The 12485-nt window shown below is 44.2% G+C and carries 13 protein-coding genes; 11 read left to right on the top strand and 2 right to left on the bottom strand.

The annotated features are described in order from the left end of the window. Positions 1–16 precede the first annotated feature (16 nt). The 5 genes from rapZ to NSS75_RS18685 are packed head-to-tail and all read left to right on the top strand — an operon-like array spanning position 17 to position 3879. A complete protein-coding gene (gene rapZ, locus NSS75_RS18705; RefSeq protein WP_024122968.1) occupies positions 17–904 on the top strand; it encodes an RNase adapter RapZ in 888 nt (295 codons plus the stop codon). A 1-nt stretch (position 905) separates the two neighbouring features. Then, positions 906–1859: a gluconeogenesis morphogenetic factor gene (gene mgfK, locus NSS75_RS18700; protein WP_024122967.1), complete on the top strand. Its 954-nt coding sequence runs from the start codon at positions 906–908 to the stop codon at positions 1857–1859. Positions 1860–1881: 22 nt separating this feature from the next. Further along, entirely contained in the window at positions 1882–2832 is a 951-nt protein-coding gene (whiA, locus tag NSS75_RS18695) for a DNA-binding protein WhiA (RefSeq protein WP_024122966.1), read from the top strand. Positions 2833–2855: 23 nt separating this feature from the next. Further along, complete coding sequence (locus NSS75_RS18690) at positions 2856–3113, top strand: HPr family phosphocarrier protein (protein WP_024122965.1); 258 nt, start codon at positions 2856–2858, stop codon at positions 3111–3113. Positions 3114–3123: 10 nt separating this feature from the next. Beyond that, positions 3124–3879: an arylamine N-acetyltransferase gene (locus NSS75_RS18685; protein WP_326231258.1), complete on the top strand. Its 756-nt coding sequence runs from the start codon at positions 3124–3126 to the stop codon at positions 3877–3879. A 35-nt stretch (positions 3880–3914) separates the two neighbouring features. On the opposite strand, the gene NSS75_RS18680 is transcribed toward NSS75_RS18685, so the two are convergent. Continuing rightward, a complete protein-coding gene (locus tag NSS75_RS18680) occupies positions 3915–4124 on the bottom strand; it encodes a hypothetical protein (RefSeq protein WP_010331995.1) in 210 nt (69 codons plus the stop codon). A gap of 148 nt (positions 4125–4272) precedes the next feature. Here NSS75_RS18680 and NSS75_RS18675 point away from each other — a divergent pair, with 148 nt between their 5' ends. The 4 genes from NSS75_RS18675 (at position 4273) to NSS75_RS18660 (ending at position 8829) form a co-directional block, all read left to right on the top strand. Continuing rightward, on the top strand, positions 4273–4986 hold the full coding sequence (locus NSS75_RS18675) for a response regulator transcription factor (RefSeq protein WP_106019614.1): 714 nt from the start codon (positions 4273–4275) through the stop codon (positions 4984–4986). Continuing rightward, entirely contained in the window at positions 4980–6050 is a 1071-nt protein-coding gene (locus NSS75_RS18670) for a HAMP domain-containing histidine kinase (protein ID WP_198098053.1), read from the top strand. The genes NSS75_RS18675 and NSS75_RS18670 overlap by 7 nt, the downstream gene beginning before the upstream one ends. Before the next feature lie 84 nt (positions 6051–6134). Then, on the top strand, positions 6135–6914 hold the full coding sequence (psdA, locus tag NSS75_RS18665) for a lantibiotic ABC transporter ATP-binding protein PsdA (protein WP_024122961.1): 780 nt from the start codon (positions 6135–6137) through the stop codon (positions 6912–6914). Next, entirely contained in the window at positions 6889–8829 is a 1941-nt protein-coding gene (locus NSS75_RS18660) for an ABC transporter permease (RefSeq protein WP_216393891.1), read from the top strand. Before psdA ends, NSS75_RS18660 begins: the two co-directional genes overlap by 26 nt. A gap of 37 nt (positions 8830–8866) precedes the next feature. Here the strand turns inward: NSS75_RS18660 and NSS75_RS18655 are convergent, their stop codons facing one another. Continuing rightward, complete coding sequence (locus NSS75_RS18655) at positions 8867–9844, bottom strand: D-glycerate dehydrogenase (protein ID WP_216393890.1); 978 nt, start codon at positions 9842–9844, stop codon at positions 8867–8869. A 403-nt stretch (positions 9845–10247) separates the two neighbouring features. On the opposite strand from NSS75_RS18655, the gene NSS75_RS18650 reads away from it, so the two are divergent. Both NSS75_RS18650 and NSS75_RS18645 read left to right on the top strand, forming a co-directional pair. Then, complete coding sequence (locus NSS75_RS18650; protein ID WP_095712951.1) at positions 10248–10832, top strand: carbonic anhydrase; 585 nt, start codon at positions 10248–10250, stop codon at positions 10830–10832. An 18-nt stretch (positions 10833–10850) separates the two neighbouring features. Then, positions 10851–12461, top strand: a complete 1611-nt coding sequence (locus NSS75_RS18645) for a SulP family inorganic anion transporter (protein WP_024122957.1) — start codon at positions 10851–10853, stop codon at positions 12459–12461. Positions 12462–12485 lie beyond the last annotated feature (24 nt).

The raw sequence follows: 12485 nt of genomic DNA, 5'->3' as shown, positions 1-12485 counted from the left end.
GTCAGGGGGGAGAAAGATGAGTGTTAGTGAATCACATGATATTCAGCTTGTCATTATAACCGGTATGTCGGGAGCGGGAAAAACCGTTGCGATTCAAAGCTTTGAGGATCTCGGCTATTTCTGCGTCGATAATCTACCGCCTTCATTGCTTCCGAAGTTTTTAGAGCTGATGAAGGAATCAAATTCGAAAATGAGCAAGGTCGCGCTTGTTATGGATTTGCGCGGCCGTGAATTTTTTGACCGGCTGATTGAGGCGCTGGATGAAATGGCGGAAAATCCGTGGATTACACCGCGAATTTTATTTTTAGACGCGAAGGATTCGATTCTCGTGACAAGATATAAAGAAACGAGACGTTCGCATCCGCTGGCAGTGACTGGTCTTCCGCTCGAAGGCATCGCGCTGGAACGTGAGCTGCTTGAGGAATTAAAAGGCCGCTCTCAAATGATTTATGATACATCAGACATGAAGCCGCGCGATCTGCGCGAGAAAATTGTAAAGCATTTTGCGACAAACCAAGGAGAGACATTTACGGTAAATGTCATGTCATTTGGTTTTAAATACGGTATTCCGATTGATGCCGATCTCGTCTTTGATGTCAGATTTTTGCCGAATCCATATTATATCGAAAGCATGAGGCCGCTGACCGGAAAAGATGAAGAGGTATCCTCTTACGTCATGAAATGGAATGAAACACAAAAGTTCAATGAAAAATTAATCGATTTACTCAGCTTCATGCTGCCGTCCTACAAAAGAGAAGGAAAGAGCCAGCTCGTCATTGCGATCGGCTGCACAGGGGGCCAGCACCGCTCTGTGACACTTGCCGAGTATTTAGCTGGCTATTTCAAAAAGGATTACTATACTCATGTTACTCACCGGGACATTGAAAAGAGAAGCCGGAAATAAGATGGGACAAAAACCGAAAATCGCAATCTTTGGCGGCGGCACGGGCCTTTCTGTATTGCTTCGGGGCTTAAAGCATAAACCCGTTGATATTACGGCGATTGTCACAGTTGCTGATGACGGAGGTAGCTCGGGACGGCTGCGGAACGAACTGCAAATCCCGCCACCAGGAGACATCAGAAATGTACTTGCCGCTTTATCCGATGTGGAGCCGCTAGTTGAAGACCTCTTTCAGCACCGCTTTAATAAAGGGAACGACTTAACGGGGCATTCACTCGGAAATTTAATTTTGGCAGCGATGACGAATATAACCGGTGATTTTTTTCACGCTGTCACAGAAATGAGCAAGGTGCTGAATGTAAGAGGAAAGGTGTTGCCGGCAGCCAATGCCAGTGTTGTTCTGCATGCCGAAATGGAGGACGGCCGCGTGGTCTCAGGCGAGTCCACTATTCCGGAGTACGGCCAGCGTATTAAGCGCGTTTTTCTGACGCCTGAAAACATTGATCCGCTGCCGGAAACGATAGAAGTAATCAGGGAAGCGGATCTGATTATTATCGGTCCGGGAAGCCTTTATACCAGTATTCTTCCTAATTTGCTCGTCCCAAAAATTGGAGAAGAAGTGATCAAGGCGCCGGCGAAAAAAGTGTATATCTGCAACGTGATGACACAGCCCGGAGAAACGCTGCATTATACCGCTGCCGATCATGTGAAAGCGCTCAATCAGCATATGGGCTGCGGCTTTATCGATACCATACTTGTTAACAGTGAAGACATTCCTGACGAAATAAAACGTAAGTACGCAGTAGAATCGGCGCGTCCTGTTGATTTTGATATCGAAGAGCTGAAAGCGATGGGGCTTGAAGTTATCAGAGATCAAATCGTAACACATAAAAATGACGTAATTCGTCACGATACACATAAAGTGGCTTCTCTTCTTGTCGATTTACTGAAAGAATGAAGCCTTGAAATGAGGTGGCTATATGTCATTTGCATCGGAAACAAAAAAAGAATTAACGAACCTGGAAGTGAAGGACTGCTGCATTAAGGCAGAACTGTCTGCACTTATCCGAATGAATGGATCTTTATCATTTGCTAACCGCCATCTCGTACTTGATGTTCAAACTGAAAATGCAGCGATTGCCCGCCGCATCTATACATTGCTGAAAAGACAATATGATGTGTCGGTTGAGCTGCTGGTCAGAAAGAAAATGCGGCTGAAAAAGAATAACGTCTATATTGTGCGTTTTTCAGAGAATGCAAAGTTCATCTTAGAGGATTTAAAAATACTCGGCGAGAATTTTGTGTTTGAGCGAAATATTTCAAAAGAGCTTGTCAAAAAGAGATGCTGCAAGCGTTCTTACATGAGAGGGGCATTTTTGGCGGGAGGTTCAGTCAATAACCCGGAAACCTCCTCGTACCATCTAGAAATTTTTTCTCTTTATAAAGAACATAACGATTCATTATGCGACCTGTTAAATGAGTTTCATTTAAACAGCAAAACGCTCGAACGGAAAAAAGGCTATATCACTTACTTAAAAGAGGCAGAAAAGATTACTGAATTTCTGAACGTAATCGGCGCACATAATTCGCTGCTGCGTTTTGAGGATGTCAGAATCGTCAGAGACATGAGAAATTCGGTTAATCGCCTTGTCAATTGTGAAACAGCCAACTTAAACAAAACCATCGGGGCTTCGCTCAGACAGGTAGAAAATATTAAATACATCGATGAAAGAATCGGCTTGGAGGCGCTTCCTGAAAAACTTCGGGAAATCGCGCAGCTGCGGATTGATTACCAGGAAGTGACGCTGAAAGAGCTGGGGGAAATGGTAGCGAGCGGAAAAATCAGCAAATCAGGGATCAATCACAGGCTGAGAAAACTTGACGAAATCGCAGAACAGCTGCGGACAGGGCAAACCGTCACTTTAAAATAACCGTAAAGAAAAGGGGAGATCTTATGGTTCAGCAGAAAGTGGAAGTTCGATTAAAGACAGGACTGCAGGCGCGTCCTGCTGCTTTGTTTGTACAAGAAGCAAACCGGTTTACGTCAGATGTGTTCCTTGAGAAGGATGGGAAAAAAGTAAATGCGAAAAGCATCATGGGGCTGATGAGCCTTGCAGTAAGTACAGGCACAGAAGTCACATTGATTGCCGAGGGAGAAGATGAACAAGAGGCGCTGGAAAAGCTTTCGGCGTATGTTCAAGAGGAAGTTTAGGTGATGCAAAATGAATGATTTTCTGAAAGACTGTTTTAAGAAAATCGGCTGGAAGAAGGATCATGTCAGCTTCGACGATCTTCCCCTTTTTCTAAAAGCGATGGCGTACCGATACCCTTTTGAAAACCGGGCAGTTCTTGCAAAAGAGAATTATAAGGTAACCAAAGAGGAGCTTTGGCGCCGTCTGATCAAAGAGCAGCATGGTGGACTATGCTACGACCTGAATGGTTTTCTTTATTATGTCTTACGCGATGCCGGTTTTCATGTGAAGCTCATTCGCGGAACAGTTTATGCAGGAAAGCAAGAAGAGTGGGCATTAGAAGGAACCCATGCTGCTGTATGGCTGTCGGCAGAAAAGGGAGATTACATTGTTGATATTGGTTTTGGCATCAACCTGGCGCTGGAGCCGATACCGCTTTCCGGAGAAACGGTACAATCTACTGTGGGAGCATTCCGAATCAAGGAAAAAGCGACGGAAATGGGCACCCATCTTCTGTTGATGGACAAAGGAGAAGGCTGGCAAATCGGTTATGCCTTTACCCTTGAAGAGAGGGATCCCGGTGATTTAGATGACATGAAGGACCTGATTCATTCTCATGAAAAATCTCCTTTTAACAAATCACTGCTTGCCTCAAAGTTGACACCGAACGGGCGGATGGTCATGTCAGACCGCCATTTTACGATTCATGAAAACGGCGGAGAAGGCCAAAAAAGTGACATCGCCCCTTCAGAGTTTGAAGAGAAATTAAACACTTATTTTTTGTAATGTGAAAAGCTTGCAGACATACTGCAAGCTTTTTCTTATGAACAAGTATTGATTACTACATCAAATGCATCTTCCGGGATATACAGTTTCCCTTTTTCATATTGATAAGGAATGTGATTCTCTTTAAAGCACTCTTTTTCGTATTCAGTCAGTGAATCTCCAATTTCTATGTATTCCCCGGTATAGTTCGGCTGGCATGCTGAAAGAGTTGACGTAATGGTTACAAGTAGCATGATTATCTTCATAATGACACCTACTTATTAAGAAATTTTTCCCTTTTTTCATTCTACCATAACGAATAGAAAAAGACCGATTTACTATCCCCCACATGCTATAATGAATTTTGGAATCTTCTAGAAAAATCACCGTGCTAGACATATAAGGGGGATAAATGTGTATCGGATCTTACTCGTGGAAGATGATGAACGGATTGCTTCATTGCTGGGCGGCCATCTTCAGAAATACGGATACCATATAAAAATAGCTGAAAAGCTGAATAACATAAAGGAAGAATTTGCGGAAATGAAACCGGATCTTGTGCTGCTCGATATTAATCTCCCTTTTTTTGACGGGTTTTATTGGTGCAGGCAAATCCGGACGGTTTCCAATGCTCCGATTATTTTTATCTCGGCGCGGACTGATGAACTGAATCAGGTGATGGCGATTGAGAACGGGGGCGATGACTATATCACAAAGCCGTTTCACTTAGAGGTCGTCATGGCCAAAATCAAAAGCGTACTGCGCCGGACTTATGGTGAGTATTCTCCTTCTTTGTCTCAGGAATCAAGACTGGTGGAGCTTGGCGGTCTAACGATATATCCAGATCAATATGAAGCGGAGTGGAAGAACAGCCGCATCTCGTTTTCACAAAAAGAATTTCAGCTGCTTTCGATTTTCATAAGAGAGCATAAAAAAATTGTCTCGCGTGATGAATTGCTGGAGGCATTATGGGACGACGTCGATTTTGTTGATGATAATACATTAACGGTTAATGTAAACCGGCTGCGGAGAAAGCTGGAGAATGCCGGATTGAAAGACGCCATTGCAACCATCAGGGGGCAGGGCTATGTATTTGAAGTCAATCGGAAGGATGAACGGGAGTGTTAAAGACTTATATAATCGACCGATTAGCCATTATTCTTTTTTCGTTATTAAGCATAGGAGCCGCTATGTTTATTGCCTATTTAAGCATTATAGAGAGCGGTGCCGAGCCTTCTGCAGAAAATATGATGTACATATGGGTTCTGCCTGGTGTCCTTTTGGCGGCTGGTTTTACTGCCGATTACATCCGGCAAGTGTCCTTTCTGGCATTTTTGAAAAAACTGGCCGACCAGGCACCCGCTTCAAATGACATAGGGCGGTCGCTTGAAGCCCGCAAGCCAAGAACAAGAGAGCAAGCCCTTTGGACAAAAATGATTAACTCGCTTGGTGATCAATATGCCGGAAAGCTCTCACAATATATCAATAAACAAAAACAGCATTATACATTTACGAATCAATGGATTCACCATATGAAAACACCCGTATCCGTCATTTCCTTAATGATTCAAGAAGGAAAGAACGGGACCGCTTTTTCCTTTCAGACATTTTTAGAGGAGCTGGAAGATGAAAATGAACGGTTTCGCCATGGGCTGGACATGATGCTGCAAACAGCCCGGCTGGAGGAGTTCGCTTTTGATGTTAAACCAGAAACCTTTGATTTGACAGAGCTTGTCCGCTCATTGATCAATCAGGAAAAACGGCAGTTTATTAAACGGCGGCTTTTCCCGAAATTACATGTGCCGCCAAACGCCGTCCAGGTTTCCAGTGATCAAAAGTGGCTTTCCTTTGTTGTGGAGCAAATCCTTTTCAATGCCCTGAAATATTCAAAGCAAGGCGTTGGGGACCATATTACCATCCGGATTGAAACGCAAGGCCATGAAACGCGTTTATCAGTTGCAGATGACGGTATCGGCATCCCGGCGCAGGATCTTCCACGGATTTTTGATCCGTTTTTTACTGGTGAAAACGGGCGAAGCATGACGCAGGCGACAGGAATGGGCCTATATTTGGCGAAAGAGGTGTGCAGCCAGCTGGGCCATAGACTGTACGCGCAATCAAAAGAGGGAGCGGGCACCGTGATGACAATCGTCTTTTCAAGTGACACCCTGGCGAATGTGACAGCATTGTAAGGTTCGAAAGCGAGATTGAAAGAAAGTTCGATGGGAGGCTGCTGACTTCCTTTTTATAATAAAGAAAAAAGGAGGATCAGAGGCATGAACGTGCTGCAAACAACGAAGCTGTCAAAAACATATTATTCAAATAAAGGAACGATGTCATATCAGGCACTTAGCGATTTTGACCTCAGTGTAAATAAAGGAGAATTTGTCGGCATCATGGGGCCGTCAGGAAGCGGAAAAACCACGCTCCTGAATTTGCTGGCCACCATTGATAAGCCGACCCAGGGCGAGATGATGATCAACGGCATTCAGCCGAAAACGTTAAAGGATCAAGAGATGGCTCTGTTTCGCAGAAGAGAGCTGGGCTTTGTCTTCCAAGACTTTAATCTGCTTGATACGCTGACGATTCGGGAAAACATCCTGCTTCCGCTCGCGTTGGACAAGGTAAAGCTGAGTGAAATGGAAAACCGCTTAGATGAACTGGCAGATACATTGCAAATCAAACATATTCTGGACCACCGTACATACGAAGTGTCCGGAGGCCAGCAGCAGCGTGCGGCCTGTGCAAGAGCCATTATTCATAATCCGGCTCTGATATTGGCGGATGAACCGACAGGCAACCTTGATTCAAAATCTGCAAAACAGGTCATGAACACGCTGGCTCAGCTAAATGAAGAAAAGGAAGCAACGATACTATTGGTTACGCATGATGCCACAGCGGCAAGCTTCTGTAAACGGATCGTCTTTATTAAAGACGGAAGATTTTTTTCAGAGATCCGCAGGGGAACGAATCAGCAGGTGTTTTATCAAAGTATCCTAGATACCCTGAGCGTGTTGGGAGGCGATTTTCATGAATTTGAGAACCATCGCCCGTAAGAACATTATTGGGAATCTGCAAAGATATGTTGCTTACTTTTTAAGCTGTGTGTTTGCCGTCTCGGTCTTTTTCGTCTTCACATCTTTTATTTTTCACCCGGATGTGACGGAAGACAATGTGTATGGCGGAAGCCTTGTGAAAACGTGTTTGAGCGCGGCTCTTATCGTCATTATCGTGTTTTGTATATTCTTTATTTCCTATTCAAATTCAGCATTTTTACAAGCGAGAAAGAAAGAGTTTGGCTTGTTTACGCTGTTCGGGACATCAAAGCAGCAGCTCCGAAAGATGATTTATTATGAGCAGTCGCTGATTTCTCTTGCGGCGATTGCGGCCGGTATCGGCACGGGGCTGTTATTTTCAAAACTGTTTTTTATGGTCATGACATGGATGCTCAGTGTGAAGGTGCCGATCTCGTTTGCGATTGTACCGAAAGCATTTGTGCTGACGGCGGTCGGTTTTCTCATATTGTTTCAAGTCCTGCTTATTTTATCGCTGGGGCAGATTCGCAAGCTCGAAATCATAGATTTGATTAAATCAGCTCAAAAACCTAAAAATTTACCGGCCTATTCAAAATGGCTCACTGTGCTGTCTTTGCTTTGTCTGGCTGGCGGTTATTATCTGTCTGCCACAGCCAATGCGATCGACATGATGTTTCGTGTCTTTCCGATTTTGATTTTAGTGTTAATTGGCACGTATTTCTTTTTTACACAAAGCAGTGTCGCGTTTTTCCGCATGCTGTACAGAAAGAAACACAGCTTTTACAAAGGAACCAATATCATTGTGCGTTCCAACATGATATTCAGGCTGAAAGATCACGCACGCATGCTGTTTTTAACCTCTGTGATTACAGCAGTCATTTTAACCGCTACAGGTGTGATCTATATGTTTTATGCTGATTTAGAAAGGCAGGAGGAGCAAAGCATTCCTCAATCTGTTGCCTGGGTGGAAAAAGACGCTTCCCGCTTTCAGGTTATGAAGCCTGAGACGGCTGAGAATACATTGAAAAGAGCAGATGCTGAGATTAAATATAAAGTGAACGCCACAGGTATTCCTGTTACATTTCAATCAGACTTGCCGTATGGAAACAGGAAGGCGGAAACAGAGGCCTTGCTGATTTCAGAGAAAATCTATAATCAAGTCGCAAAGGAAAAAGGTTTTCCCGTTATTCATTTACAAAAAAATGAAGCGTTTATCAATGTTCCGTTTCAAATGATGGTGAAAGATACGTTCGGGGAAGGGGAAAAAGCAGCATTTCATATGAAGTCAGGAAAATCACTTTCCTATGTCATGAAAAAGCAGCAAAACAAAGGGATATTGATGTCAGTCGGAGGAGTCAGCCGTTTATTGGTTCTCAGCGAAAAAAGCTTTGACAGCCTGACACAGGAGGTGCCGCTGAAGGATCAGACGAGAGTGGTAGGCTACGAGCTTGAGCATTGGCAGGAGACGGTGGACGTCTCTGAGAAGCTTGAAAACATGGTGCCGAAAGAACATACATCTGATTTTCAAACGCGTGCTCCGAGTTTTCAAGTTGTGAAGCAGGGAGTCGCATTAATGCTGTTTATCGGTCTGTTTGTCAGCGTGCTGTTTTTTATCGTTCAAGGAAGCATGCTGTATTTGCGGATGTTTACTGAAATAGAAGATACGAGAGTGCAAGTGTTAGCATTAAAGAGAATGGGGATTACGGACAAAGAGATTCACTCCATCCTTGGAAGACAAATTGGATTTTTGTTCTTCATCCCGTTTATCGCGGGCACGATTCACGCCGGTTTTGCGTATGTGGCGTTAAGCAACATGCTGAATGCTAACTTATTTCTTGAGGCCGTGATTGTCATCTTCATTTATTTTGTGTTCCAGGCTGTTTATTATATCGTCACTCGTCATATTTATAAGCGTGCTGTTCTCCAGCATATGTAATATGAAATCCGGTCTTCATCAGACCGGATTTTTTAATTTACTGAAATTCTCTTGTCAGATTTTTCGGTGTTTCCCCTTTGATAGCTGCGATCATGTTTTCAGCGGCCTGTTTACACATATTGAAACGCACTTTAGCTGTTGCTGAGCCAATATGCGGCAGTAGGGTGACATTATCGAGCTGCAAGAGCGGGTTGTCTTTTGCGATAGGTTCTTCTTCGTACACGTCTAAACCGGCACCGCGAATCCAGCCTTCTTGAAGAGCGCGGATGAGGGCTTTTTCATCAACCGTCTTTCCCCGGGAAATATTGACGAAAATTGCAGAATCCTTCATCAGTTTAAATTCACGTTCCCCGATCATGTGATACGTTTCGTCAGTCAGCGGAGTAATCAGCAGAACAAAATCTGATTGCTCCAGCAGTGTGTCAAGCTCAGCGTATTTGACGCCGATGCTTTCTTCAGTTTCTTGTTTGCGATGGCGGTTATGATAAAGCACGTTCATATCGAAACCGAATTTGGCGCGTCTGGCCGCTTGCTCGCCGATTCTGCCCATGCCGATAATGCCTAATGTTTGATGATGGACGTCAATGCCGAAAAGGTCTTCTTCTTCAACCGTACCCCATTTACCGGCCCGGACGAAACGGTCCAGTTCAGCAACACGTCTGGCCGATGATAGAATTAAAGAAAAGGCCAGATCGGCCACTGTGTCATCCAGAGTATAAGGCGTATGAGTGCCGACGACGCTTCTTTCTTTCATCGCTTCTATATCAAAATTATCGTAGCCGACGGATTGATTGCTGACGACCTTCAGCTTAGGAGCATGTTCAAGCAGCTCGCTGTTGATGGACGGCCCAGATGTTCCAGTAGTTAAAAGCCCTTCAGCATCTTTCATTTTTTCGAATAGCACCTCTTGCGGAAGTGTATCCTCCTGCCATATCTCATAGCGGCAATGCTCACTGATCATGTTTTCAATCTCTTCAGGAATCGGTTTGGTGATAAATACAAATGGTTTCAACAAGGCTCCCCCTTTATGGCTGTTGTCTATTTTATTATATCGGAAAGAAATAGAAGTTAGAAATATTGCTGCGTTTGTTAAAATTTCTGGTTCTTTTGAACTTAAAATGATCGAGATGACTGAAAAAACAGCAGCCTCTGCTTAAATAAGTTTTTTAATTATCTGAATTCGCCTATATTTTTTGTCAGACAAATCACCAAAATATCAGCAGAACCTGGATTATAGGATTCAATAAATATAAATTTTATTATCTTTGAAAGATATAAATTTTTACGTATTTATTTTACAGTCCAATTAGATCGTCTTTTGTTGAAAGCCTTTTCGCAGCCTGTTCCTATGCTATAATTCCTTACTGTAAGCTGGGTAAGAAGGCTTGCAATAACATAGGGATGGGAGATGAATAAAAATGGTTTCTTTAACATCAATTTTGGAACACAATCAGCAATTTGTCAGAGAGAAGAAGTATGAACCCTACAAAACGACAAAATTTCCTTCAAAAAAGCTCGTTATTGTTACCTGTATGGATACAAGACTCACAGAACTTCTTCCGCAAGCAATGGGGCTTAAAAACGGCGATGCTAAGATTGTAAAAAACGCGGGAGCCATCGTTTCTCACCCATTTGGAAGTGTCATGCGCAGCATATTAGTCGCCATTTATGAATTGCAGGCTGAAGAGGTTTGCATAATCGGCCACCATGAATGCGGGATGTCAGGCCTGAATGCGGCCTCGATTCTTGAAAAAGCAAAGGAACGCGGGGTAGAAGCAAGCTGCCTGAGTTTGCTTGATAGCGCCGGATTAGATTTGAAAACCTGGCTGACCGGCTTTCACAGTGTGGAAGAAAGCGTTTCCCACAGTGTCAATCTGATCAAGAATCATCCGCTGCTGCCAAAAAAGCTGCCGGTTCACGGGCTTGTGATACACCCGGAGACAGGCAAACTTGATGTCGTGATTAACGGTTATGAAACTGAGTTCATAAAGACTAATTCATAAGGGAGGTTTTAACAAAATATGCGATTCTCTGGGAGATTCAAGGGATACAATTTGCAGAAATTTCAGAAAGACCTAATTGCAGGTATCGTAGTAGGAGTCGTGGCAATTCCTTTAGGGATGGCGTTTGCCATTGCCTCGGGAGTCGAGCCTGAATACGGGCTGTATACTGTTGTCGTGGCGGGGATCTGTATTTCTTTGTTCGGGGGATCTAAATATCAAATTGGCGGTCCGACAGGCGCGTTTGTCCCGATTTTATTCGGTATTGTGATGCAGTACGGGCTGGAAAATCTGCTGATAGCGGGGTTTATGGCAGGCGTCATGCTGGTGCTGTTCGGATTGTTTAAGCTCGGCAAAATTATGAAGTACGTGCCGAAGCCAGTTATCGTCGGATTTACGGCTGGAATCGCCGTGTTGATCTTCACTGAACAAATCGCTAATTTTCTCGGTTTGAAAAACGTAGAAAAACATGAGAACTTTCATCACAACATGTTTGAAATTGCACAGAAGCTCGGCACCTTTAACGGATATGCCATTTTGACAGCAGTCATCGGACTTGTCATTTTGCTTGTATCCGCCAAAGTGATGCCAAAAGTACCCGGAGCTTTATTGGCTCTTCTCATTTCTACGCTTGTTGCGGTTGTGTTTTTCCCTGACCGCATGGCAACGATTGGCTCAACCTATGGAGATATTCCTCGCCATTTGCCTGAATTTCAGTTTCCGGAGCTGACAATAGATAAAATGGTCATGCTGTTTCCGGCAGCGCTTGTCATCGCGCTTCTTGGCGGCCTCGAGTCAATATTATCCGCGATGGTTGCCGATAATATGAAAGGGTCAAAGCACGACAGCAACAAAGAGCTTGTCGGCCAGGGGATTGCGAATATGGCCGCGCCGCTGTTTGGCGGAATCCCGGCTACCGGAGCGATTGCGCGGACGGCAACCAATATTAAAAACGGAGCGGTTTCACCTGTCTCAGGTGTCGTTCACGGCGTCGTGGTTCTTCTTGTACTGCTTGTATTCGCGCCTTATGCTTCCCACGTTCCGCTTGCAAGTATGGCGCCGATATTGATGGTTGTCGCATGGAATATGAGTGAGCGGAAGGAAGTCGCAAACATGCTGAGATTGAAAAACGCCGATTCCTTCATTTTAGCCGCTACCTTTGTCCTGACCGTTCTGTTTGATTTAATCGTCGGTGTGGCGACCGGATTGCTGCTCGCATTTGTGTTCTTCATCAGAAGAATGAGTGAAGCGACCCGTATTCACAATCAGGAGTCTCATCCAGCTCTTGCGAAAGCGGCTAAGAGTGAGCAGGGGACAGATCCTTCCGTCAGCATGTACTCCATAGAAGGACCGCTGTTTTTCGGATCGATTGATTCGCTTGAATCGTCACTGTTAGAGCATGTACAGAAAAAGCCGAAGACCCTCATTTTACTCATGAATAAAGTGCATTACATGGATACATCTGCAGAAGCGGTGCTTGTGAACATCATGAACAGAATTAAGCGCCACAACGGAAAGCTGATGATCGTAGGGCTGCAGTCTCAGCCTAAAGAGCTCCTGCATAAAACAGGCCTCTTTCACAAAATAGGAAAGCAGCATTTCTTTGATCATCATGATGAAATCACAGGATGAAAAAAACGGCCGACTGCGGCCGTT

The organism is Bacillus sp. FSL K6-1012, assembly GCF_037964915.1.
Taxonomy (GTDB): domain Bacteria; phylum Bacillota; class Bacilli; order Bacillales; family Bacillaceae; genus Bacillus; species Bacillus halotolerans.
Note: the sequence above shows the minus strand (reverse complement) of the source record. Positions and strands in the feature narration are given on the sequence as shown.